This is a genomic window from Streptomyces sp. AC512_CC834, from assembly GCF_019049325.1.
Classification (GTDB): domain Bacteria; phylum Actinomycetota; class Actinomycetes; order Streptomycetales; family Streptomycetaceae; genus Streptomyces.
This window is the reverse complement of record NZ_JAGMUO010000019.1, coordinates 13861-38743: the sequence shown is the minus strand read 5'-3', so window position 1 is coordinate 38743 and position 24883 is coordinate 13861. Positions and strand designations below refer to the sequence as shown.

At 67.8% G+C, this 24883-nt stretch carries 14 protein-coding genes, 1 pseudogene and 1 CRISPR repeat array; of the genes and pseudogenes, 5 read left to right on the top strand and 10 right to left on the bottom strand.

Annotation, left to right across the window (positions count from 1 at the left end):
• Nucleotides 1-1425: 1425 nt before the first annotated feature.
• Both KUM40_RS07665 and KUM40_RS07660 read right to left on the bottom strand, forming a co-directional pair.
• The gene (locus KUM40_RS07665; protein WP_217164227.1) at nucleotides 1426-4368 is read right to left on the bottom strand and encodes a LysM peptidoglycan-binding domain-containing protein; all 2943 of its coding nucleotides are present in this window, start codon (nucleotides 4366-4368) and stop codon (nucleotides 1426-1428) included.
• A 5-nt stretch (nucleotides 4369-4373) separates the two neighbouring features.
• A complete protein-coding gene (locus KUM40_RS07660; RefSeq protein WP_217164225.1) occupies nucleotides 4374-4736 on the bottom strand; it encodes a hypothetical protein in 363 nt (120 codons plus the stop codon).
• A gap of 302 nt (nucleotides 4737-5038) precedes the next feature.
• Between KUM40_RS07660 and KUM40_RS07655 the strand changes: the two genes are divergently transcribed.
• From KUM40_RS07655 to KUM40_RS42355, 3 genes are all read left to right on the top strand, one after another.
• A complete protein-coding gene (locus tag KUM40_RS07655) occupies nucleotides 5039-6301 on the top strand; it encodes a hypothetical protein (RefSeq protein ID WP_217164223.1) in 1263 nt (420 codons plus the stop codon).
• Nucleotides 6302-6840: 539 nt separating this feature from the next.
• Nucleotides 6841-7275 carry a hypothetical protein gene (locus KUM40_RS42615; RefSeq protein ID WP_374227354.1) on the top strand — a complete coding sequence of 145 codons (435 nt, stop codon included), beginning with the start codon at nucleotides 6841-6843 and terminating at the stop codon, nucleotides 7273-7275.
• A gap of 29 nt (nucleotides 7276-7304) precedes the next feature.
• Nucleotides 7305-9608, top strand: coding sequence for a diguanylate cyclase domain-containing protein (locus KUM40_RS42355; protein WP_308401079.1), 2304 nt, complete (start codon nucleotides 7305-7307; stop codon nucleotides 9606-9608).
• 9 nt (nucleotides 9609-9617) lie between these two features.
• Here KUM40_RS42355 and KUM40_RS07645 read toward each other — a convergent pair whose 3' ends face one another.
• From KUM40_RS07645 to KUM40_RS07635, 3 genes are all read right to left on the bottom strand, one after another.
• The gene (locus KUM40_RS07645) at nucleotides 9618-11408 is read right to left on the bottom strand and encodes a hypothetical protein (protein ID WP_217164221.1); all 1791 of its coding nucleotides are present in this window, start codon (nucleotides 11406-11408) and stop codon (nucleotides 9618-9620) included.
• 406 nt (nucleotides 11409-11814) lie between these two features.
• Entirely contained in the window at nucleotides 11815-12459 is a 645-nt protein-coding gene (locus tag KUM40_RS07640) for a hypothetical protein (RefSeq protein WP_217164219.1), read from the bottom strand.
• Nucleotides 12456-14264, bottom strand: coding sequence for a DEAD/DEAH box helicase (locus KUM40_RS07635; RefSeq protein WP_217164217.1), 1809 nt, complete (start codon nucleotides 14262-14264; stop codon nucleotides 12456-12458). The genes KUM40_RS07640 and KUM40_RS07635 overlap by 4 nt, the downstream gene beginning before the upstream one ends.
• A gap of 694 nt (nucleotides 14265-14958) precedes the next feature.
• Here KUM40_RS07635 and KUM40_RS07630 point away from each other — a divergent pair.
• Nucleotides 14959-16728 (top strand): hypothetical protein, encoded by a 1770-nt coding sequence (locus KUM40_RS07630; protein WP_217164215.1) that lies wholly within the window; start codon nucleotides 14959-14961, stop codon nucleotides 16726-16728.
• A gap of 239 nt (nucleotides 16729-16967) precedes the next feature.
• Here the strand turns inward: KUM40_RS07630 and KUM40_RS07625 are convergent, their stop codons facing one another.
• From KUM40_RS07625 to KUM40_RS07605, 5 genes are all read right to left on the bottom strand, one after another.
• The gene (locus KUM40_RS07625; protein ID WP_217164213.1) at nucleotides 16968-17420 is read right to left on the bottom strand and encodes a hypothetical protein; all 453 of its coding nucleotides are present in this window, start codon (nucleotides 17418-17420) and stop codon (nucleotides 16968-16970) included.
• Nucleotides 17421-18054: 634 nt separating this feature from the next.
• Complete coding sequence (locus KUM40_RS41090; protein WP_308401078.1) at nucleotides 18055-20013, bottom strand: DUF3732 domain-containing protein; 1959 nt, start codon at nucleotides 20011-20013, stop codon at nucleotides 18055-18057.
• A gap of 4 nt (nucleotides 20014-20017) precedes the next feature.
• Complete coding sequence (locus KUM40_RS07615; protein WP_254394738.1) at nucleotides 20018-20503, bottom strand: three component ABC system middle component; 486 nt, start codon at nucleotides 20501-20503, stop codon at nucleotides 20018-20020.
• A 40-nt stretch (nucleotides 20504-20543) separates the two neighbouring features.
• The gene (locus KUM40_RS07610) at nucleotides 20544-21731 is read right to left on the bottom strand and encodes an ABC-three component system protein (RefSeq protein ID WP_217164211.1); all 1188 of its coding nucleotides are present in this window, start codon (nucleotides 21729-21731) and stop codon (nucleotides 20544-20546) included.
• A 1206-nt stretch (nucleotides 21732-22937) separates the two neighbouring features.
• Nucleotides 22938-23747, bottom strand: coding sequence for a hypothetical protein (locus KUM40_RS07605; RefSeq protein ID WP_217164209.1), 810 nt, complete (start codon nucleotides 23745-23747; stop codon nucleotides 22938-22940).
• 351 nt (nucleotides 23748-24098) lie between these two features.
• Between KUM40_RS07605 and KUM40_RS07600 the strand changes: the two are divergent.
• Nucleotides 24099-24268, top strand: a pseudogene (locus KUM40_RS07600) (IS5/IS1182 family transposase); the annotation flags it as partial.
• A gap of 294 nt (nucleotides 24269-24562) precedes the next feature.
• A CRISPR array of direct repeats spans nucleotides 24563-24774; the repeat unit is 29 nt; unit sequence GTAGAGCCCGCGCGAGCGGGGATGACTCG.
• Between the last annotated feature and the right edge of the window lie 109 nt (nucleotides 24775-24883).

Below are 24883 nucleotides of genomic sequence, written 5' to 3'. Positions count from 1 at the left end.
TACCTGCGGCGTTGTCGCACGATCGAGGGGCGGTCTCCGTGAGACCACCCCTACACGACCGAAGTCCCGCTACACTCCCGCCACTCGGCGAAAGACCACGTCAGACAGCGAAATCCTGCTGGAGTACTAACACTCAAGTGCGACTTCGTGATCTATCCGGTCGCGGAAGCAGCGAATCGTCGGTGCCGGGTGCCAGCGACAAGTTCATTAGTGGGCGGGCGGCTTCCGAAGCACGCCCCGGAGGCAGTACGAGGTCTTCGGTCGCATCATCCTTCCCCTACCCAAACCATGCAAAATGCGAGCAAACTGCGCTATAGTGCCCAGTTCGGAGGGGGTAACGCTTGCGCGAGCGGGGATGACCCGCGTCCGTCGTCAGTGGTGCCGATCGCTGCGGTGTGGAGCCCGCGCGAGCGGAAGTGACTCGTACGCGTACCTACTGAACGGGCTGAACACCAGGTTGCGCCTGCGCGAGCGGGGGTGACTCCTCTGGAGCTTTTGGCTGGCAGGGCCCGGTCCGGGCGTCCCGGCGCTCGTGGACGTAGCACCCGCGCGAGCGGGAGCAACTCGGTTCTCTGGTCCTCTGTTTTCAACGCAGAGGTCCGGCACACGCCGGGCTGTAGTGACCTCAGAGGTCGATACCGCTGGCAACACCAGCGACGTGAAGCCTGCGCGAGCAGGAGTGATCCCCGCGCTGACCGAACGACCCCGCACGATTCTGCACAGCCTGCGCGAGCGGGAGTGACCCCCACTCCAGAGCGCACGCAGCAGCAGTGACCGGGTGAAGCCCGCGCGAGCGGGAATGACTCGTCGAACCACCAGCTGCTGCACAGTACTTGAGCGTCGTGCCCGCGCGAGCGGGGATGACTCGACGGGCACGATGATCCGCGCGACCTTGGTGGAGTAGCGCCTGCGCAAACGGGAGTGACTCGACGTAGCGCCCACACGAACGGCGGCGCCGCCCCGGGGCGCCATCGGGTTGCCACTCTCCCGGAACGAACGGCGGACACCCCGGCCGGACACATACATGCGCCAGCCCCTAGCGTGGCCTGGAGATCGCTCGCCTGCCGCCACGGAAGAGTCGGCCTGGGCACGGTGCGTCCGGGGCGTGCCCAGAATCTGTACCGTGGCGGCCAACTGCTCCGAGAGAGCCGGAGCGCCCGGAGCTAAGTCGTCGGTGTTCACGTCTTCGAAAGCGCCCCCGCGAGGGCAGGAGTGGCCCCGTTCGAGTGTGTACTGACCGGCCGGAGCGGAGAGCAGGTCCCGCGCGAGCGGGGGTGACCCACGGTGGTTGTCGTCGTTTGCGCTGAACTGGGCGTAAGCCCGCGCGAGCGGGAGTGACTCGACGACCGAGTCCCGGCCCACGATCTGCCACCGGTAGAGCCTGTGCGAGCGAGAGTTCACTTCGCCCGTTAGTTGACGGTTTCCTCACTTGCCATGTAGTGGCCCGCAGGAATGATTTGAAGGCAGTTGTTGTACTTGCGCACTCTTCTTCCGAGCCTCCGGGGCGGATTGGTCCTTCACTTCGCGGTGCTCTGCCTCGTTCGGCCCGGACCAGATCTGTGGCGGTGTCGCGTCTGGGTCGTCCGCCGGCTCAGGCATTTGCAGCAGTTTGCCGTGAGCGATGCGGTGCAGCAGGTCCCAGCCGCGGTGAGTGATCACTGTGTCGAGCCAGTGCGATGGCCCCTGTGAGAGGCCATGCTCCTTGTTGAAGCGGGCGACCGCCTGGCTGGTGGCGGTGCCGTAGTGATCACTGTCCACTGCCCAGCCGGGCAGGTAGCCGGCTTGCTTGAGGACCGCTTGGAGCTCTCGCACGCTGGGATGCGTGCGTTCAGGCAGGAGTTTGCGTGGGAAAGGCGGGGGGACGAATCGGTTTCCTTCGCTTTCAAAGGGAATGCGGAGCTGCTGGCCTGCCCGTAGGTGGAAGGGTACGGGTAGGTCGTTGGCTTCGACGATGCCTGCCCAGCGCACGCCGTAGCGCGTGGCGATGCTGTAGACGGTGTCGTCGTCCTTGACGACGTATACCGCGTGATCGTGCGGCGAGGGTGTCCGGCGCTTCCTGTCGGGCCATCCGTTTCTGGGCCACCAGAACGTCAATGCCTGCCAGATGGTCTCCTTCTGTGCGCTGAGCAGGCTCTTCAGCGCGTCGACGAAGTCTTTGGACTGGCGGGCATCGTATTCGAGTCTTTGGGCGCATCCGGTCAGACCGCGTTCCTCGAGAGCGATCACCAGGCGTGCCTGCCGGTGGGGGTGCCAGTCGCGGACCACGGCGTCGAGGACTCGGTTGGTCCGGATTCCGGCTGACAGTGTCTCCAGTGAGGCGATGAGTGCTGTCACGTCGGTGACGGAACGAGTGTCGACACTGCACACCAGGTCGGCCTTGGCCGGCAGGATTGTGTCGAAGGCCCTGGCCAGGTGGGCGATGTCTAGTGATGGATGGGTGCGCCACAGCGTGCGCAGGGCAGGATCGGCGGTGAACGGCGAGCGGTCTGTGTCCAGGTGGCTGAGCATGATGCCGGTATGACCAGGTGGGCGGTCGCGCACCGTGTTCCACAGGACGTGTGCGGCGTCGGCGTTCTGGCCCACTTCGTCGAGGACCTGGATGAGGTGGGCGACGTCGTGGGGAGCGGACGTGCGGACGGCTTCGTCGAGCAGGGCAGGCATGCCCTGGCGGGTGGAGGAGGCGTCCAGTGTCTGGGTGATTTCGAGGAAGTCCGCACCGGTCCGCAGCCGGGCTGCTTCCAGTGCTGCCGCCAGTGCGTGCTGGTGCTGTCCTACGGCCAGCAGGTGTGTGATTAGCAGGCTGGTCTCGGTGGTGGTGCTGTTTTGGACGGCGAGGCTGCGTCCCAGTGCGGCTGCGTCGGTGAGGCGTACCAGTTGCAGGGCGGCGATGAGTTCGCCCGTGTGCTCGGGTCCGCGGTGTCCTATGCCGGTGTGGAAGATGTCCTCGGCGATGTGCTGGTATCCGTCCCGGTAGAGCCAGGTGATCATTTCGGCGGTGTCGGTGGCGGTGCGGCTGCGGGCGGCCGAGGTGATCAGTTCCAGCGCGTGGTGGGGGTGCTGATGTTCGTGCATGCGTTCGAAGAGGTGGATGATGTCGGCGATGGGCCGGTGTTGTGCCAGGGTCTGCATGACGGGTTCGAGGAGTTCGTCGAGTTCGCCCCGGCAGGCCAGGGCTGTCAGGTCGAGGGTCTCGTCGAGGCCGCGCGTGACGGCGAATGCTGAGAGCAGGACGGTGGTGTGTTCGCGCAGGCCGGTGCGGATGAGGGCCGTGGCCAGGCGCACGGTGTCCGCGGCGGGTTTGAGTTCGGCTGTCAGGCGCAGCAGGGCCACTGCGCCGTCTTCGGCGGGCGTGGCCAGGAGTTGTTCGAGGAGGTCGGCGCATTCATGGACGGTGCGGGCGGCTACGAGTGCGGGCAGGGCGGCCTCGATGTGGCGCTGGCAGCCGGCCTGGTAGAGGGCGGCGAACAGGCGCACGAGGTCGGTGACCGGGCGGTGTTGCAGGGCGGTGTGGACCATTTCGGTCGCGGTGGCCGGGCGGTGTTCGCTCAATCCGCTGATCTGCGCCGCCAGCACCGGCACCGGCACGGTGCGGGATGCGTCCAGGGCGCGGGCGACGTCCGGGATGGGGGCGTGGCCTTCTGGCGCGGGCTGGTAGGCGTTGTTGCGGGCGAACGGCCAGGAGCCGAGGCTGTTGCGGCACAGGCTCTGCGGGCGGGGGCGGCCCTTGGCCTGCAGGCGTCGGGCGAGTTGGTCGAAGACGGCGTCCAGGTCGAGGAACTCGTTCGGGGAGGCGACGCCGCCTCGCAGCAGCTCGAGGAGTTCGCCGGTGAAGGCGGTGTGGGGCTCGCCGGGCGGGGACAGTGCCACAGCGGTCTCCGCGGCTGCCGCCATCAGATAGGTGCCGTCGATCTCAGCGAGGGCCGCGACCGACTCGGACTGCACACCGAAGGCACGGGCACTGTAGCAGCAGTCGAGGATCACGATCCTGCGGGCGGCGCCGCTCGTCTCGATGGACCGCTTGATCCACTCGTAGGGTACGGCCGTGTCGAAGACGGAGTCCTGGTCGCTGTCGGGGACAGCCAGGTGCAGCAGGCCGGTGCCCGGGTCAATGAGCCCGTGTCCTGCGTAGTAGACCAGCAGGGTGTCCGTGGCGTCACGGGCGGCCGCCCGGACGGCAGCGGACACCTCGCGTGGGGAGGCCGGGTCCACCAGTGTCTGGCACTGTTCGGCGGTCAGATGCAGCACCGGGTCACCCAACAGGCCACGTAATGCGGGGACATTGGCCTGTACCGCCGGGAGGTCGTCCAGTGCCGTGAAAGTGCTGGCCCCTACCAGAACCGCCCTGGACGCGGGCGCCGGATCATGCATGACCGCTACGCCCGCTCCCGCTCCAGTTCGGCGAGCAGACGCCCGGCTTCCTCGTCTGTTGCTCCGGTCAGGACGATCCGGGTCCCGTCGGCGCGTTCGACGACGAGTGTCGGCGTTCCCGGCCGGCTGCGCCGCCATGCGGCGACCGCCACCGCAAGTGAAGCAGCGTTGAAGCCTGTCCCGAGTACCAGGCTGAGCACATCGATGACGCCGCCTTGCGCCCCAGGAACTGCCGCGGTGCCAGATCCCAACGTGGGGCGGGCGTGCCGGCGGCATGCCGCATCAGCCAGCAGCCACTCGTACAGCGACCGCAGCTGTCTCTCCGAGTCGGCAGTCTCCTTCTGGTCAACGCCGATCACGACGTCCACGAGCCCCAACTCCTCACTGTTATCCCTGTGTTCACTCAACCAGACGTTCCATCACCTCCGGTAGTTCCCGGACATCTCGTTCACCGGAGTGACGGCGCACCGGCCTCTTCTTCCCTCAACAACGTCGCGTCGGTCGGGACGCCCTGGGGCACCTGGCCGAAGTGACGGTGGGCCGCCTCACGGAAAGCTCCCAGCCCGACGGACGGGAGACCTGCGGCCCGGCGGCTTCACCGCGGTGCGGCGCGGACGCCCTGCTCGCGGTCCTCTTTCCGCGCACTGCACCGGGGCCTACTGTCGTGGCCATGGCCAACGGGGTGTTCCACACCGGGCACGGCATCGAGATCAATCTGACGTATGAGGATCTCGGCAACCCGGGCTATGCCGGGCTGCTGGAGGAGATCACCCAGCCCGTCGATCAGCGCGCCAGGAACTTGCTGCAGTGCCTGAAGGACTACCGGGGCGAGCATTGCCAGTGCGCTCTGGCCGGCAAATCACCGTGGATGTTCGTGCGGCGCCGGCGCAGCCACGGACAGGTCACATGGGTGGCGGCGCATCTGCCCCTCACCCATGCGGCGACACCGCAGGAGAGCGACAAGCACAAAGCGATGAAGGAGCGGATCGCGCGCACGGCAGCGCGGCACGGGCTGGATGTGGAGACCGAGGCCCGGTCGTCCGACGGGCGGGTCGTCACCGATGTGCTGGTGACGGGGGCGGGCGCGCGCGTCGGGTGGGAGGCCCAGTACTCCCCCATCACCGCGAACACCGTACGGCGGCGCTCCGCCAAGGCCCGCGAGCGCAACATCGCGCCGCTGTGGGTGACGTCCGACGACTCTTCCGCCCTGATCGACCGTGCCCCCTGGACGCGTGTCGACGACGTGCCCTGGCGGCGCATCGTCTCCCCGCTCGCCCTCATCATCCGCGGCGGGGTCAGGCACCTGCAGATCTGGAAGTGCACTCCCAGCAGCGAGCGCCCCTGCCCCACAGCAGGCGGCGCCTGCCGGATGTGGCACAGCGGCTGGTTCCTGCCCGCCCTGTGCATCCCTCAGGAACGTGCCACCGCACTGGACGAGCTCGTCGTCACCAGCGCCGACGGTGAACACCTGCCGGTGCGCTCCCGCGACCCGCAGGACGCGCGGCGCACCTCCTACCTGTGGGCCCTTGCGCGCGACGTCGACCGCTGGCGCGAGATCACCGCAGAGGCCGGCGACACGTCCGAGCCCGGCCCGGTCGACGACGAGCCGGTCACCTACCGCGAACAGGAACTCGACAGCTCCTGCCGTTACGGGGAGGAAGGCCCGCACACCGGCAGTCCGCGGCCGCTACGCGACAGAGCATCGGCCATCGGGCTGCACACTTTCGGCCACGCTCCCGCCGATGCCCTCCTGCAGCCCTCGAGGCCTGTTGCCCTGCGCCTGTCACCGCGCGAGCGCCTCGTCGTCGCAGCGGAACTGAGGTGCCCGCCCTGGGAGGTAGGGCCTTGCATGCTGTGTGCTGCCCCCATCCACCGCTATGGGCCCCGAAGTCCCAAGGTATGCACCGCCTGCCGCATGACTACCAGCTCCTGACCGTGTAACGGCGGACACCGCCCGGGAGCGTGCAGCGGCAGTCCCTGGCGTGACCTGGAGATCGTTCGCCTGCCTCCACGGACGCATCGGCCTGGGCGCTGTGAGCCCCAGGGGTGCCCAGTGTCGGTACTTGGCGATGGCCGGCGCGGCAGGGGAGCTGGTGTGGCCCCAACGACCTCACTGCTGTTCATCCACGACCACGGTCGAATGAAGTCGGCTGCGTCCCTCCACGACAGCACGCGCGCACAGCAGTTCCGGCTGTGATCCGTCTCACCTCGACGACTGGGCCGCCGCCGACGTGATCAACCCGCCGGCCAAGAACGACGGGCAGACCGATGCCAAGGCCAGCAGCGACCGATACCGGGCCTGGCAGCCGCACTCGCCCGTGAGGATGACGGGTGCTCAGAATGTGCCATCCGCGCCGGGGCTCAAGCCCTGATTCTCCCCTGCCCCCCGCGTGCTGGCGGAAGTAACCCGGGAGCCACGCGGATCTGCTCTTCGGCGCAGCGACTCGGCGGCACACCTGAGGCGCCTCGGTGATGGGCATTCTGAGTCTGGAACTTATGCTGGCCCGATGGATTCGGCCGGAGCGGTCCTGCCGTACTCAGCATTTCTGCGGGGGGGCGATGGACGTTGTGGTGCAGCGCACCAGCGGCACGGCGGAGCACGAGCTTCGCTCACTGTCTCAGTGGCCTAGCGCCGATCCGGAGGTACGCCGATACATACAGACCGGATTGGGTGCTGCGGGGGCCTGCCACGCCAGGGCACCAGGGCGACGCGATCGACATTCTGTCGCTCGTGTTGAGCAGTGGCTTCAGCACAGCCTCGCTGGCGGTGTCAGTGACGGCCTGGCGCGCCACACGGCCAAGCCGCCCACGCTGGTCGTAGAACGGCCCGACGGTGTGAGCGTGGAGATCAGCGGACAGCCTGAGGCCGAGGCTCGGGCGCTGGTGCTGCGAGTCCTGGGCGAGTGAGTGTGGGACCCGGAGGCGCCCTGGAGGCGTTGAACGCGGATCTGTCGCCGGTTGCCAGTGCTGTCGTGCCGGCGGTGCTGCCTGACCCGGCCCGGACTCGGGTTGTGCTTGCGGGGACGAGCGATTTCACGGAGCTCGACGGCCTTCCGGCCGTACAGGGGAATCTGCTGGCGCTGGCTGACCTCTTCCGCACGGCCTGGGGCATGTCAGCGCAGCACTGCGTGTCCGTGTCGAACCCGGCCACTCCGCGCGACCTCTCACGTGCGGTTCAGCATGCAGTGAGTGAAGCCACCGATACACTGCTGGTCTACTACGCCGGTCATGGCCTGATCGGCCCGAGGACGGGGCAGCTGCACTTGGCGGTGGAGAGCACCGAACCAGACTCGGTCCATGACTCGGCAGTGCCCTATGAGTGGATCCGTTGGGAGATCGAGAAGAGCCGCGCCGCACGCCGGGTCGTGGTACTCGACTGCTGCTACAGCGCACGCGCCTTCGGGGTGCAGTCAGACGCGGCGGCGTTGGAGGTGGACGGCACCTACCTCTTGGCTGCGGCGGCCGAGACTGCGGTGGCGCTGTCGCCGCCGGGCGAACCCTTGACGGCCTTCACCGGTGAGCTCGTCACGGTGCTGCGCGACGGTGTTCCGAACGGTCCGGAGTTCCTCGACCTGGACACGGTGTTCAGCCGGCTGAGTTCACGCCTCGCGGCCCGTGAGAGACCACGGCCCCAGCGGCTGTGCCGTAACCGGCTCGGGCTGGCCCCATTCGTTCGGAACCGGGCCTACGTGCCTGAGCAGCCTGCCCCCGTCCACGCCTCGGAAGGCGTCCAACCTCAGCCAACCGACATCATCGTCGCGGATCTGTATACAGCGCGGTCGCTGGCCGACACGCTTCAGGCCATCGCTGATGGAGCCGTCGCTGGCCTCGGCTTCCTCCAGGCCACCGTGAATCTGGTGCAGCCCGAGGGGGACCTCGTTGTTGCCGCTATCGCAGGCAACGCCGCAGATGAACCGCTGCTGACCGGACGGGTGGGCGCGCGCGAGGCATGGGACCGGCGCCTGTCGATGGGTGAGGACTGGGACGGCCTGCGCTTTATCGCACACCGTGATGCCGAAGGCCTGGATGTGGATGGTGTCCCTGAAAGCTTCACTGCCCTCTCGGCCATGCCAGCCGGCGTCTGGCATCCCATGGACCGTCTCTACGCTCCGATGTTCACCGGCGAGAAGAGTAGCGAGCTGATCGGAATCGTGTCCCTGGGCCCGCCCAAGCAGGGCCAGCGGCTTGGGCCGGCCGCATTAGAGGCCCTGCGTACGTACACCTTCCATGCCTCGGTTGCTGTCAGCAACGCCCGTATGCGCTCATACATGCAGCGGGCATTGGTCCGCCTTGAGCGTGACCAACAGGCCCTGCGTGCCAGCGAAGAGTCTTTCCGGCAGATCTTCGAGTACGCCCCTTCCGGAGTGGCCATCACTGATATGCGCGACGGCGAGCGTGGCCGCATCCTGCGCGCCAACGATGCCCTGTGCCGCATGCTGGGCCGGCCCCTGTCGATCATGCGCCGCTACGCCTTTATGGATCTGATACACCCGGAAGATCTGAAGACGATGATGGCGCTTTCTCCCGAAGGCGGGCGCTCGGAGGTCAGGCTCGCCCGGCAGGACGGCTCGTGGATCTGGGTCGCGTTCTCCACCTCGGTCGTCGCCGACCATTCCGACGGCCCCCTGTTTCTCGTGGTGCACGTGGACGACATTGAGGAGCGGCGGCGCCGCGAGCTGATCATGTCCACGGACCCCGTGACCGGTCTCCTTACAGAACCGGGACTGCGTCTGTACCTGCAGCGGCATCTATGCCCGTGGCCCACAACGGGCCGTCAGGCACACGTCGTGGACCTCAGCTCAGGGGAGCACCTGTTTGCCCACCGCGGTCACAGGCACAAGCTACCGCCCGGCATGGGCTCGACGCTGGCCCTGATCCGCCTGGGCATCAACTCCTTCAAAGCGGTCAACGACCGATTCGGATATTCGGCTGGCGACCAGGTGCTGGCAGAACTCGCGGGCAGGGTCACATCCGCTGCAGCGCAGGGAACAGTCGCTGCGCGCGTCGGGGGCGACGAGTTCCTCGTACTGGCCGATGACGTCGATGTCTACGGCGCGACAGAACTCGCCCTTCGGCTGAGCAGGGCTTGCGCGCATCCTCTGTCTGTCGGCTCTCCCGACAGCGCGGCCTTCAGTCTCGGCACCACCTACGTCCTGTCCTGGGCAACCTGCGGGTCCTCCTGGCAGGAGGCCCTCCATGACAGCGCCCAACGTATGCACGAAGAGAAGAGGGCTGGCTGACCCCTCCCATCACGAGCATCGGCCAGCCCGGATGGACCTGATCCGTATCTGCGACGGGGCGAGGGGCGAAGGTGCTGTGGTTGCGGCGTGCCTGGTGCCGCAACCAGCCGCTCGCGGTCGGAGTCCGGAGGGTGGGAGGGGTCGAGGGCTGGTGTCGGTGAGCCAGTAGGGGGTCCAAAGGCGCTGGGTAGGGCGGGTGGCATGGTGCATGCGCAGTCCGCGGGGCCCATGAACGTCAGCGGCCGGCAGGTCGATGAGCCAGTCGAGCACGGGGGCGGAGAGCCTGTCGGGGGCGTCGAGGTCGGCCAGCAGGGCGTCCGGGCCACGCCGGTCGTAGGGTGCAGGCAGGGACAGGCCAGCAGTTGTGGCGTCGTCAATGACGCGGCGGCAGATGCCGAGCCATCGCCCCTGCCCCCACCAGGTGTCGGTGTAGCTCGTGGAGCCGCCGATCCTCATAAGGATCAGCGTCGTATGGGGGCCGAGTACCTCGTGGTCGAGGTGGTGCCAGCGGTCGAGTTCCCCGGTGACAGTAGCGGCAACCTCTGTCCAGCCCGGGCCGAACAGGGAACAGACCGGGGTGCCGTCGGGCAGGGCCCACTGCGGATCCATCAGGGCGTTTTTGATGCTGTCCCAGTCGATGCCTTCAACGGGGCAGACGTGCTGCTGAGTGATGCGAGTGACGGCGATATTGACGCGTGCCATCAGTACGTCTGTGTCCAGGTGATGTTCTTCCACTGCGGTGTTGTTGCGCCAGCACCAGGCGGCGACGCCGAGGGCTGCTGCGTCGGGCACGATGTCGGGCGCGACGTCCTGGCCGGTCATGCCGACCACCCAGTCCAGGTGGGCGTTGAGCCATTCGATTTCGGCGACTTCCCTGAGCAGGTCCGGCAGCGGGAGCTGCCGGTAGGCGGCGGCCGGCTGGAAGATCCGGCGGATTCTACGGAGGCTGAACTCCTGCTTGGCCTCCGGCGGCGCAAAGTCGGCGACCCGCACGTGACTGGCGTCGAGCAGCCCGGCTTCTCCGGCGGCGGCAGTGACGGCGGCGACGGCCTGCTGCTGGGAAGGGGCGACGGAGACATCGATGCTGTCCTGCAACAGGGAGTAGGACTCGGGCCACTCGCCCGCCTCGTCATCGAAGGGCTGCAGGCACAAGACCTGCTGGTGCGGGTTGTACTGGACGTCCAGGGCTCCGTCACCGCGCCACAGGGTGGCGAACAGTGCTGCGCCTTCCCGTGCGTCGAAGTCGGTGTGCCACGCTTCTGGCAGGTCGAATCCTGCCCAGTCCAGTGCTCCCAGCAGTTCCTCGAGCCGGTCCACGTAACTCTCCCAGTCACGGTCGGCCGGAGAGGGCACGATCGCGCCTCCTGCTGCAGGCAGTGTAAGGATGGTGGGCGCGGTTTTCGGTGCCGGCTGGCGAGGGTCTTGCATGTCGAGCAGCCTGCCAGCCTGCTGCGCGATGCGCTGGCGTTCAGCGGAACGGCAGCGCGCGCACAGATAGCGGTACTCGTTTCCAAATCGTGCCGAGTAGCGAGTGAGAGAGCGGGTCTTTCCGCAGTCGCGGCAAGGGCCGTGGCAGTTCTTGGGCCACCACAGCCACCACCTGCCGTCGTAGTCTCTGGGTTTGGGCACCACTCCCCTACCGACGAGAAGTTCGGCGAGGCGCCTCATGCTGCTGTCGCCGAGCTGGGGCGGCACCTGCGCGTGCAGCAGGTCGTGGGCGGCCAGCAGCACGTCGTTCGAGACGCTCTCGCCCGCCTGGGCGCGGCGCAGCACGCCCCGCGCCGAGGCCAGTTCGGTCACTCCTGTGTCCTGGAGTTCCACGGACCTGCCAGGTGGTGACGGCAGGGCTATTGCCCAGTCGAGATCGGCTTGCGAAGGTGCAGGAATTCTCACGTTGGGAGCCTAGTCCCGCCCACTGACAGCGCACGGTACAAGCCCGCGATGGCTCAGACTGTTTTACGCACCCACATGCCGCCTGTTCCGACCCTGTAGAACCTGGTCGACGGGCGGCGGACGGGTCTGCGCTGCTTCCATAAGCGGCCAGCGCAGTCCACGTGTTGCGCGTGCCCGTCCTGTTCGGCGACTTCGTGCCGGCTCCCGCCTCGGAGTCGTCGGGGGGCATCCCGCGGAGTTGGGCGCCGCCTCACTTAGCGACGCACTCCCTGGGATGTCTGCCGCCCGCTCTCCGGGCTGCGCTGGATGGCGCTCAGGAACCGGGCCTGGCCTGCGACGAGGACAGCAGAGAGATGAGAGTCTGCAGGTCGTCCTCGGTGAGGTTCTTGCGCAGGCTCCGGGCGATCTTTTCGGGGTCTCCTACGGGGACGCTGAGGGTTTTGCCGCGAAGGCCTGCTTCAACCATGGCGGCGTGCAAGGAGGGGATGTCTCCGCTTTCCACCCGGGCGAGGAGATCGGGCCGCTGTTCTTTGAGCTGGCGCAGGGCGCGCTGCCGGCTGTTGCCTGCAGGCCGCGGAGAACTGTGTACAATGTAAACATTTTCGTCTTGCTGGCTGGGGGGAGCGGCAGGACGTCCCGCCGGTTTCTGCAGAGCGGTGTCGAGCAGGGCGAGGGTGGCGATGTCATCGGCCGCCAGGCGTCTGACGAGATCCTCGGTGGCGCCGAGGCCCCTGAGGGGCGGAGCGGTAATGAACGTGAGGAAGTCGTCGTGATGTACCTCTTCGCCGCGCAGCGTCACGAAGTGGCGCCATTTGCTGTCCTCCAGTACCTGGCGGAGCAGGCCGGGGACGCTGGCCAGCCCGTTCTTGCCCCGGTCGAGGCTGGAGCTGAGGGCGTCGATGACCACGGAGCGGGCACGCAGATCGTCCATGGGGGCCGCGGGGTCCGGCTGGTTCATCGTGGCCCTCCGGCGTCCAGGGATGCGGCCCAGTCTGTGGCGAAGGCGATACCTTCCTTGGTCTGATCGATCGTGCCGAATTCGGCGCTGGCTCCGGTTTCGCGATTGACCCGGCCGCGGACCTTCGCGAAGTCGTCCTGGTAATAGCGGCGCGCGATGTACTTGCAGACGGTGTTCAGCTCGTCCTGGTACTGCTTACGGATCCGGAAGGCGGCCGTCTGCATCTGTCGGGCGACGGGCGGCTGGTCGGCCTGGGAGTCGTGTGCGCCGGGAGTCTGGATGCGTCCCCGGGCGATGAGCCGGCGGACGACGGCGACATCGGTCTGGGCCATTCCGTCCTCGTCGATGATGCGTTGGGCGTAGTGGTGGTGCTCCACGCTATGGGGTTCGGAGCCCAGGAAGGTGCGTTCCAGCTCGACGTCCTGGACTGAGAAGGATGAGAAGCCAAGTTGTCCGAACTCTTCGCTGTCCTGGTCGTTTCCGTCGCCTTGGGGGCGTGGTGTGTCCGCCCGGCCTTCCGGTGTGCCGGTGCAGGCGCCGGCCTGGGAGGGCAGGGAAAGCTGCTCGGCCTCGTAGTCGGCGACCTGTTGTTCGAGTTCGGTGATCTCGTGGATGATGTCCTTGTCGATGCCCTGAGCGAGTTCGCGCAGGGCGTCGAGGGAGGGCATGAAGGCCACGGCGGGGCCGGAGTCCGAGCGGTCGGGGATCCTGACGACGCGGGCGGTGCCCTGGGCGAAGAAGAGTTCCGTCTGGGTCCGGGTCAGCCAGACCAGGACGCGCAGGCGGGGGATGTCGACGCCTTCGGAGACCATGCGGATGGCGATGATGTAGGGCTCGTCGCTGTCGGTGTAGTCCTCCAGCGCTTGGCGTGCGTCGGGCTCTTCGCTGATCACGACGGCCGCTGTGTGTCCTGTGATCTCTTTGATGAGGCGTTCGTAGGCGCGGACGTGTTCCTTGTCGTTGGCGAGGATGAGGCACCCGGCGTTGGGAACAGTGCGGCGGATGGCCATCAGCTCGTGGTGGACGGCCGGCAGCAGGTCCCGGAACCAGCCGCTGTGTGGGTCCATGACGACGCCCATGAACTTCGAGTGGTCGCTGCGGGAGACGGCTTCGGAGATGTTCGTACTCATCGCGACCGTGTCGCCGAAGGGCAGCTCGTTGACTGTTGCGTCGTAGAAGCGGAAGTCCAGGCCGCGGATGACCTGGTCTCGGACGCCGCGGCCGGTGCCGTAGTCGTAGTCGCGCATGATCCGGCGCACCCCGTCGGCGTCCTGCCGGTAGCGGGCGAAGGGGATACGGTCCGTGTCCGAACGCGTAGGGGTTCCGGTCAGCAGCAGACGGTGGCGGGCCAGTTCGAACGCCGTCTGTACGGCGATCCCCCACGCCTTGTTCTCACCCGTGTGGTGGGCCTCGTCGAGGATGACCATGGTCCGACGGATCTGCATCGCCTTGCTGAAGGCCGCGGCGGTCCCCTTCTTGCCGGCGAGCAGACCGTAGGTCACTGAGCCGCCCACGAATTCGCGGGACTGATTCAACGGCCTGCTGCTCATCTCCGGGTTGAGGGCGATCCCGAACTGGGCTCCCTTGTCGGCCCACTGCCGCGTCAGTGCATCGGTGGGCGACACAACGATCACGAAGTTGATCTGGCCTTGCTGAATGAGGTACTTCGCTACGGCAAGGGCGTACTCCGTCTTACCTCCGCCCGGGCACACCGCGGCCAGATAGGTTTGCGGCAGACGGCTGGTGAAGTCTTCGAAGGCTGCCTGCTGCCATTCGCGCGGGCTGCGGATCCAGATCTCCGACATTGCCGTCCTCTCGTCCTCGGGCCTGCACAGCACGACAGCACGACCTCCAGACCCTTGCCGATCGCCACCAGGCAGAACGATCTACACCGGGTTACGTACCGGCCCCCCGCTGGATCCCCGCCTGAACTTCGAGCAGGCCACCCCGGGGAGAGCACGAGCCGGCTCCCCTCGATGCGCTGCTGGCCAACCGGACCATGCCGGGACTGGCCAAGCAGCCCACCGGTGACCGCTGTGGCTGTGACCGCTGCGGACAGAACGACGGGTCACTGATCAGCATCACCTCACGTCCGCTGCACGGTTCCTCTCAAACAGCCACCATCGCCTCAATGACTGGCGGGCGCCCCTGCGTGTCGAAGATTCGAAGGGCCTGGTGACCGCAACGGATGCCTGGGCCGAACAGCCGGCGGGGCTGCTGTTCACGGACGTCTTCGCCTGGCGACGGCATCGCGGCGATGTCCCCGGCTGCGTCTCCCGGGTCTGCGGCGTTCCGCACCTGCCCGAACGCCAGGCCTCGCCGAAGGTGTCACCGAAACGGCCGGGCGCACAAGAGCCTGTGTGCCAGACGCCTGCGCCGACCACACCCGTAACGCTATGGATCGCGGCGCCGTAACGGCGCACGGCGCACACGGGCCGGCTTCCTCGCCTGTGCCGGACAATGCCGGCAGAGAGAAATAGACAGCAGGCAGGGGCAGAGATGGACGCGCAGCACCACAAGGCAGCGGGCCGGCGGCCTGACGGGCGGGAGGCCGCCCCCGCCACGATCCGCCTGCGGGCAGCGACCCGGGCTCTGCGGCTGCACCTTGACGGTCTGCCGGCGGTGTTTCACTTCGGCGGGCCCGATGAGCAGTTTCTGGCGGAGTCGGTGTTTCCGTTCGCCCGGTGGCGTTACGCCTGCGCGGACTCTTTGCTCGGCTCCGGGATGGGCGGCACGGTCGTGGGCGCACTGGCGCGCAGCCTGCTGGACGACGGACTGCGCTGGCAGTGGATCGCCCAGGACCCGGCAGGGCGGCGAGCCGCGCTGGCGGGCAGCATGCTGGAGGAGCGCAGCCGGATCTGCGGCTATCTAGCCGACCATGAGGCGAGCTGTCCGAATCTTGCCCGGTGGTTTGTGCCGCTGAACGGTGTCACCGACCTGACAGGAGCCTCCCTCGCCTCACTGACGGCGCCCTCGCTTCCCAGTGAGCAGGAGCTGCTGGATCTGTTCCTGGGTTCTGCGGCCCGGCCGGTCCCGCCCACGGTGGTGGGCGGGAGCATCGAAGATCTCCTGAATGCGGCACGCAGCATGCTGGCCCTGGCCGGTCTGCGGGGTGCCGTGATGGTGCTGGGACACGCCGGACACGGCAACTTGCTGGGGCTGCAGAGCAGCGTCGCCGCTGACGGTATTCCCGGCCACGATCTGCGTGCGGACCACGAGGCGCTCTTCATGCATGTCGCAGCTGTCGGTGTCACCGTCACGCTCCTGGGGGTGGCCGCAGCCGTGCCGGAGTGCTGGCCGCCCGAGGTCGATCAGGCCGGTTTCCTCGGCCAGGCCATGCGGCTGGCCGAGGAAGTGGTGGCGGCAGCAGGAGCGGTGCACGCCTTGGGCGATCCCAAGCCCGCATCCCACGCCGTGCCCAAGGTCAGATCCCGTCCCCGCCAGATGCGCCTTCGACCAGAAGTAATCGTGGCTCCCGGAAGCCTGCTGCCGGACATCGCCGATGCCCGCCCTGTGGTCAAGGCCGTCCAGAAGTACAACGCCTTCCTCGGCAGCTGGCACACCAGTCCCTGGGCGCACGGCAATCCCAAACTCGCCAGTGTGCTCGCCTACGCCGGAGCCCACTCCACCTTCGCCACCGTCATGGCCACCTATGACCAGCACGCCGCCGTCACCGCGGTGTTCGGCGCACGGATGCTGCTGGAGGAAGCTGCCCGCTTCACCTGGCTGACACAGGAACTCGACGACGAAGACGTGTTCGTGCAGCGCTCCACTCGCTACTTCGACGAGTTCCGTGCCCGCAGGAAGAAGACGATCGAGCTGTTCGCCGGGAACGGTGTGGCCCTCGCCGCCGCCAAGAAGCTGCTCCAACTGCCCGACACGGTCATCGAGGGACCGGAGACGCTGTCCAAGGGCCGCACACCCCTCCCTCCGATCGACGAGATGCTTGTGGCCATGGCAGCGCCCTACCCCGAGCCGGGCTGGCTGCCGGTCGCCTACTCGCTGTTGAGCCAGGTCACCCACAGCACACCCATCGGGCTGGTCCACATGGCCCGCTATCAGGACAGCGTCCTCCACGCCCAGGACATCTCCCCCGAGATGCTGGCACTGGCTCTCGACGTGGCGTGCCTGGGCAGCGCACGTCTCATCGGCCTGTCCTCGCTCTTGCTGACCCACGGCGACGACACGGCCCAGCAGTATGCACTCGGCCTGGAAGAACAAGCCCATGCCGTACACCAAGCAGCACGCCTGGTGCACTGGCTGGACTGAACCGAGCCGCGGCTCTCTCCAACCGCCTTGGTTCTCTCACGGACATTCCCGGCTCCGGGAGGCACACCGTTCGCCGTGGACTGTGCTGCCTGGCCGATCGCCGCGGCCGGGGATGCGGATTCACCCGCCTGCGGGAGCTGAACGCAGACCCCGCAGCGTTGCCGGATGCGGACGGACGCTCCGGGGCGACGGCCGGGCACGGTGCCGCTGTCGCCAGCGATGCCGATGGCCCCTGGAGCCTACGGGCGCTGCCGCGGGATGGCACCGAGGCGGCGGAGCTCCGAACAGATTTCTTCGGGCGTCACGTCCTGATGTTCCAGCGCTCGTTGCAGGGTCAGCTTGCCGCCACGCAGTGCCTTGCCTTTCATGGCGTACGCGGTGTCCAGCATCGCGGGCGTGACACCTGCCGCAGTGAAGATTGCCGCGCTGGTGGACTGTACGCGAATGGCCAGCCATGCGGCGGCGGACGTAGCGTCGAAGCCTTGCTTCCGCCACCCAGCAGCGTCGCCGGGGCTCTGTACGCCCAGGGCCAACCAGGCTGTGACCTCCTTGTCATTGAACCAGTTGTCCGCCCAGACCCGAGCCAGGCGTTGCACGGTGCTGTATTCGTCTGGTGCGATTTTGTGGTCGGGGGCGCCATACCAGTAGGGACTCCGCCTCCTGATCTGGTCCCGGGCCAGCGCCTGCTCCATGGGGGCAAGGTCGCCGAGTGTGCGCCAAGGCCGTCGCCTGTGCCTCCCTGCCTGCGGCTGGGGCGCGCGGGGCCGGCCAAGGGCGGGCACAGAGGCCAACGGCGCTGCGTGGCGGATGCCTTCCTCCAGCGCTCTGGAGAGGAGGGAGTCGGCTGTCACCACGGACCGGTTGAACTTCCAGGCACGCCTGATGATCTCGTTCACCGGGACGCCGAGCTCGCTAGCAAGGTCCCGTGCTCGCTTGCCCATGGCTTCCTCCTCCAGCGAGTAACGCACAGTTGTCCTTCAAGTGTGCGACTCGCCACTGACAGCCGGAGGCGCGGAGCCGCCGGCTCAGCAATCCGCGGCTGCTCTGCCGCAGCCGCCGCCGGGTGCCTTCCTCGGCCGTCTCGTTGGGTGAAGCGGTCGTCTTCCCACCATTGCGACCGCGCAGCGACCACCGCCGCAGTGGAAGAACCGTGTCGTGAGCCAGCCGTCACCGAATGGTCTGCGCCAGCCGAGCGGGGTCCGCTGTACTGCGCCGCAGAGGCAGGGAGTAAGCATCCCTCGGTTCGGTGCGGCAGTTGACGTGGAGCGGGCCGTCTTGGCTGCGGTGCCTCGGTCTGCGGGTGGCGCACGCTCGCACGTTGGAGTGTTACCCCGCCTGGCCGGCCTCGTCAATCCAGCGCTCCGGGATGAGCTTGCGTCCCCCGCGCCAGTTGTGGCGCACAGAGCCCTGGAACCACGGCTCGTCCAGGTTGGCGTGGTCGGAGACGATGATCTGGAGGTCGGGGGCGAGTTCACCGGCTACGTCGTGGATGAGCCGGAACAGCCGGGTCACAGCTGCCCGGTCCGTGTCGTCCTCGAGGGTTCCTGAGGCTTGGTCGACTTCCGAGCGGTACCAGACCTGGGTGGGCTGATCCAGCATCAGGATGCGCGGGACGGGGCGGCCTTGCCGGGAGAAGTAGCGGTGCAGAGCGAGATGGACGATGACGTGGTAGCCGACCCAGTTCTCTCCGCTACCGATGCGGAAGAGAGGGGCCGGTCCCTGTTCGGTGTCGGTCACGACGGTCAGGCGGCTGAGGTCGAGGCGGACGCTCTGCCCGCTGTGTTCGAGCTGGAGCCGGTCGGCCCAGTCGGTCATGTCCTGGCTGATCGCGACGAGGCGCGAGGTGAGCTGTTCACGTTCTTCGTTCGGGTCGAGTTCAGTGGTCAGTGCTTCGACCCGGTTCTGCGCCGCCTCGAAAAGGTGCTTCAGCCGGGCCACTTCCTCCTGTGTACTGGCGGGTAGCGCGGCGAGGCTCGCGTGGATGCGGCCGCGCATGAAATCGCGGCGGGAGGTGTCGGTGAGTTCCTCGGTGGCAGCGCGGGCGGAGACGAGGGACTGCAGCGTCGCTTCGACGCCGCGCAGTGATACCCGCAGTTCGTCTGCCCGCTCGTCCAGCTGGGTGAGGGCGGCCCGTCGAGCAGGCCGTGCGGCCTCAACGTCCTGCAGTTGGGTCTGCAGGCGTTCAAGGCTCTGGTGGAGTTCGCGTGCTGTCGGGTCGGGCTCGCTCATCGCCGACCTGCACAGGGGGCAGACAGCAGACTCGCCCCTGTCGCTGTCCGGTTGCACGCCCAGGAGATTGAGACTGGTCAGGCGTGCGGTCTGGGTGCGAACGGCGCCGGCGTAGTCGCCGGCGTAGTCGTCTTGCTGCAGGAGGAGTTCACGTTCCGCGGCCACTCCTTTGAGGCGGGCGCGGAGCTGGTCGCGTTCTCGTTCGAGGGCGTTGCGGCGGCCGGCCGTCTCGGGGTCGACGGCTGTCGGCACGGGGCCGGAACTCACCGCGGCGTGCAGGGCGGACAGTGCTGCGGTGCGCTCGGGCTGTTCCTCGGTGGTGACCATGCCGAGCGCGAAGGCCTCTCGCCACAGCGAGGCAAGCCCGGCCTGCGCTCTCTGGGCGCCCTGGAGGGCCTGCTGGTAGGCCGTGTCGGCGGTGCGCACCTCGCGCCTGGCTGCTGCGAGCTGGGCTCGTCTAAGCGCCTGGTCGCGGGGAACGGCGCCGAGGAAGTAGGGGATGGTGTCTTTCAGGGTCTGCGCCATGAACTGCTCGCCCTGCCGGTGGAAGAGAAACCCGGGGTCGGCGATCTCGCTCTGGCGCTGCAGGCAGAGCAGGGCTGCATGCCCGATGTGGGCCTCCAGCGCCTGGCGGCCCGAGCCGGCCGGGGGCTCGTGCAGGTTCTCCTCGATGCCGATGCGCCGGCCGAGCTGCTCGCGGACCGTGTTGGTGTCGGAGTTGACTTCGAGCTGCTCGAAGTCGAGCGGTTCGAGGTCTGCGCCGAAGGCGAGCATGGCCTGCTGGGTCGATGACTTGCCTGCCTTGGGGGCGGGACGCGCGACGAAGGCGCGGCCGCTGTCCAGTTGGAACAGGGCGGCGTACCAGGACACTGTGCTGGTGATGGGGCCCACCGGCATTTGCAGAGTGTCGCGTCCCAGGCAGGATTCGACGATCTCGAGCAAGGCGCTCTTGCCTGTTTTCGATTCGCCTGTCACGACGTTGAGGGCGCCTGGGGTGAATTCCAGGACCTGCCGGTCGCCCGTCTTGCTGTAGAGGATGATCGCGAGCAATTGCACCCGGTCAGGGTGTCACGCCGAGGACGGCAAAGACAGTCGCCGGGCTGTCGGATTTGGCCAGCCACCGTCCCACCAGGTTGGCCTTGCGCAGCATCTGGTCGAGCTCTTCGGGGGTCTTGAATCCCCGCGGCCTGCGGTAGGTGGCTCTCAGGCAACCGTCGGGTTCCAGGGTGAGGGCATGGTGGGCCAGGCCGAACCGGGTGCCCTCCTTGACGGGCTCTGCCAGGGTTTGGGCGCGGGCGGGGAATCCGGCCCGCAGGACGGGGTTCTTGCCGATCCAGGCGCCCAGGTGGGTTCTGGTCGAGGCGGGCAGGGCGTTGCGGGTGGGCTGGTGCAGGACCATGGGAGCGGCGACGAAGCCCAGGACCCAGGGCATGGGCTGGTCGATTTCCTTCTCGTGTCCCTGCGCCGCGTTGGCCAGGACGGCCGCCATCAGGGCCGGGTTGAGCATGACGGCGGAGATCGGGGAGCGGTCGCTCCAGGCGGTCATGCTCATCTCCTCGTCGCAGCGGCCGAAGAAGGCGGCGGCGTCACGTGGCCACCTTCAGCAGTTCGGCGATGCGGGTCTCGAAGTCGGCGTGCCAGCCGATTTTGCCAGTGTCGGCGAGCATGTGCCGCTGCCCACGGGCGAAGAACGGGTCGTTGTAGCGGGAGCGCACTGCGAGGCTGGTCTGGCCGAGGAGTTGCCGGAGCAGTTGCTTGCCTGCGGTCTTTTTCGCGTCGTCGTCCGCGTCCTGGTCGAGGGTGTCGATCATCCACTCGAACTCGCGCTCCCACTCGTCGACGAGTTCGTTCTCGAAGCGGGTCAGTTCGGTTGCCCCGATGAGGTCTTCTTCGAGCCAGCGCACGGAGTGGGTGTAGGCGCGGTAGTAGTCCACGATCGCCTTCTGCAGGTTGCGTGGCGGGTAGGCCACCCAGTGCATCTGCTGCACGAAGGGGTGCATGCGGTACGTCTGTTCCAGCTCTCCTGCGTTGACGTCCGCCAGTTCCACCAGGGTGGGCAGGTTCTCGCGGGTGAACTGGTCTCGGATGTCGGCGATCGCCGCCTGTGCGTCTCCCACGTCGACACCGCGCTGGACGCCCTGCAGCAGGGCGAGCGCCGTCTCGTCCCACCACCGCCAGACCATGGCCAGGAACAGGTCCTCGTGCCCGGGCGGCAGGGCCCAGTGCAGTCGTTCCTTGACCTGGGCAGCGACGTCCTGGATGTGGGGCGAGCGGTCGATCACCCGGATGCGTGAGACGAATGTCAGCCTGTCCGCCTCCCCCAGACCGAGGAACTGGTCGCGGGCCTTCTCGGTCAGCTGGGCGGTGGACGTGCGGGCGACGTGCTCCAGCAGGCGCTTGGCCTCGGCCTCGTCGCGGCTGTGCGGACACAGGGCGGCGACGGCCGTGCCCTGGGCCGCGGTCTCGGTCGTCACCAGGGCCAGCGCGGGGCCGGCGGGGTCGGACGGCGAGGCTTCGTCCATCCATACCTTCAGCGTGCGCCACACGTCCGTTGCCGTGTCGGTGAGTGACCGGTGCTCCCCGATGTGATGCTTGACCTGGAGGAGTTCGGTGGCCGTCCCCGCCTGTTCCCACGCCACGTCGTCGTACAGCTCCAGGCTCAGCGCTGCGTCAGGTCTGCTGGCCCCGGTCTGCAGGAGCTCGACCAGGGCCCACCACGTCTGGTGCTGGTAGCCGATGGCATTCGGAGCAGCGCTGTGAGAACCCTTTCCCATGGTATGCAGTCTCCCCCCGCCCCGACACGGCGTCCACACACCATGCCAGCCCCTCTATCGAATTTCTGTTCGATATTGTGGAGTGTTGCGGTCCGCTCGTCAACCTTCCGTGCCCCGGGGGGAACCTGAGCATGTGCCTGTCGAGTGGGACCGATGGGCACATCGCTCCAGCCGCGGAACGGGGGCGGGCGATGCCACGGGGCGCCGCGCTGCCGGAGCTGGAGGGCCTGGGCAGCTCGGGCGCGTTCAGCCGGCGCCTTCTGCGGCGTCGAGGCCCCGGCCGGTCTGCGAGTCCCTGACTCCGCTGCCTGCACAGGCACGGACGGCCACGCCCAGGGTGACGGGACCAAGGCCGGCCGAGGGCTTCGGCGCGGCAACGGTGGTGGCGTGGACAGCAGTTCACCGAAGGTGAGAATCCGGGGTCAACAGTTCTGCTTCTGGGCGGCCTGTGCATCGAGTTGTCCCTCGTGCCGCAACGGCTCGGCACCCTCTGCCCGGCTGCCCCGCTCGGCAAGCCGCGGGGACAGCCGCTCGACTTGCAGGTGAAGCGCTGTGCCGCCGGCCAGTCGATGACCTGAGTGGACCCGCTGATGGGGCTGCACTGGTTTCGCGCAACCCTCAACGGGCCATGCTGTGGCAGCCACCTCGCGATCACCTGAGCCTCGGTGCGCTTGCAGACCCTTTCAAGGGTCAGGTCGAGAACGCACGTGGACTCGTGAGCCCGGCGCCGCGGGAGCAGCCCGCTGCCACGGCCTGGTCACCTGCTTCACGGTCCGACGCCACCCCGGCCGTACGCGGGCTCGCCGAATACGCCAACGCATGACCGGCGCGAAGCCCGTTGCCACAGCACAGAGTGCCAGGCCGGCCGCTGCCCCGTGCTTGGCGGCGCGGTCTGCGGCATGCCTGCGGTACCGCGCCGCCGCCTTCTGTCACTGCCTGCGTGTGGGCGTGCCGTCCCCCTCCGCCCCTGCAGCGTGCGAGATTGTCACCTCTGCGCCTGCCCGCCAGGCCGTCCGGATGCGGTGACGGTGGTGAGTACAGTCGCACCCACCGCCACAACGGGAACGATCACTTCCGAGCAGTGGACGAGCGCCAGAACTACGGCAGCGACCATGGACGTCAACGCGGTGAGGGCGCCGATCAGGCTGAGCCACCGCGCAGTTGACGCCGGCACGACGTCGTGAGGGGTCACGACGGGTTCCTCTTTCATGCCCCCTCCGCCGATCGCGGCTTTCCAGCGGCCCCATGCTTGCGCTGCCGGTCACCCAGCCGGAGCAACCTGCGTCGCACCCGCTCACCGAACTGCTTGGGGTTTGCGGCGCCGCTGCGTCGCGCGGCCTCGGTCCAACTGCGAACGGAAGAGTCACGCACATAGAGGAGAGCGACATCCCGCTCATCCGGGTCAAGCGCGGCCAGGACCTCCCTTACACGCAAATCATTGATGGTCTGATCGGTGCAGGATCCGTACGGCCGGAGCGGGTCGGCCGCCAGGTCGCCGAGGGTGAGTCCGTCCGTGGTCGGCGCGTCGAGCAGGGCCACCTGGCGGCCCTTGACCTTGTGCTCCCACAGTGGTTGGAGCTGGGTGTGGGTGCGTTCGGCCTCCCGTTTGACGTGCCGGGGGATCAGGAGTCCGGCGTCGTCTTCGTGCAGCATCGGGACCCAGTCGCCCATCAGCGCCGTGGAGGCGGCCTCTCGCCACTGGGAACTGTTCATGCCACGGATGCCCAGCGTGTGGCGTGCAACGTGTTCGACTACCTCGTGATGTCCGTGCACTGCCGCGTGCTGGCCCTCCAGCAGGCTGGTCACCGGCCCGTAGAACAGTGCGTGCCTCCGTGCCATTTCCACCGCTACGGCCCCCAGTAGCGCCTGCTCGTGGGCGGACAGAGATGTGCGAGGCGGAAACGTATGCGTCCGTATCGAGAGCCGAGTGGTGATGTTGGCGACGGGATACTGCAGATCGATGTGGTCGAGACCCTCGACTCCCACGGGCGGCGGCACGGGACGTAATGCGCCCACAGTCTGTACTCCTCCTGCTAGGTAGCGGTCTGGAAGGGCGGTGAAGCCCTACTACAAGGCCCGGCAGAGGCACCTTTCAGCACTGTCCCGTCAAAAAGTGATACAGATCACGCACGTCCTGGTCGTGCTGGACCGGACATGAACGGTGAGGATCCCGGGTTGACAGCAGGACCTACTTCAGCCGAAGGCGTCCGGAGCCGACGAAGGTGTCCGGTCGGCCGCGAATCCACCGAGTGACAGTGCGAGGTGTTGGCTGCCGGAAGGTAACGGGGGCCGGACGACGTGCGCTTTGCAGGCGCGGACGGTGCCCCAGCTGCCAGGTTTCCACGCAGACGCGCCGTCCTACTTCCTGAAAGCCATCCGCAGCACGGCATGAACGCCCAGGTCATCGCCCGTCGACGGCACACCGCTCTGGTGGTCCGCGCGACACCCACGACATGACCGCTGCCCCCGCCCACGGCATCGTCCAGATATGCCACACCCGGCAACCCCTCTTCCTCGCCGACCGCGCCTACCAGGGCTGGCCCCGTCCGGCGCGGCGTCGGCGCGCCGGCTTGTGCACGGCTGGTGCAGCCCCTTGCCGACCGCAGCAATCGGTTGATCACGGCATTCCCAATCCGGGGCTTGCAAGCGATGCCGCGGCAGTCCTGGCGGTGATGCCTGGTTCTCGGCTTCAGCCGCGTGCCTCGTTCTCGGTCGCCGTCGAGACAGACAGCAGGTTCTGATCCCCGGCGACGCTAAAACGACGAGCCGCCACCTGCCCTGTCCCAAGCAAAACGCGGGCAAACCGCGCTAGAATGGCCAGTTCAGAGAGGGTAGAGCCCGCGCGAGCGGGGATGACTCGCTGAACTCCTCGCCCGCGCAGGCGTAGTCGGCGTAGAGCCCGCGCGAGCGGGGATGACTCGGCCACTTCGAGGCAGCCGCCGCTGCCGGAGGAGTAGAGCCCGCGCGAGCGGGGATGACTCCTGGAACTGCAGCCCGCGGGACGACCCAGCGAGGTAGAGCCCGCGCGAGCGGGAGTGACCCGTCGCCGTCGGTACGGTCGCCGAAGTGCGCTCCATGGTCTCGACGATGAGGCATGGCCGGCGCGAGCGGGATGCTACGTCATTCGTGGCACCGTCCTCGGCGCCCAGACC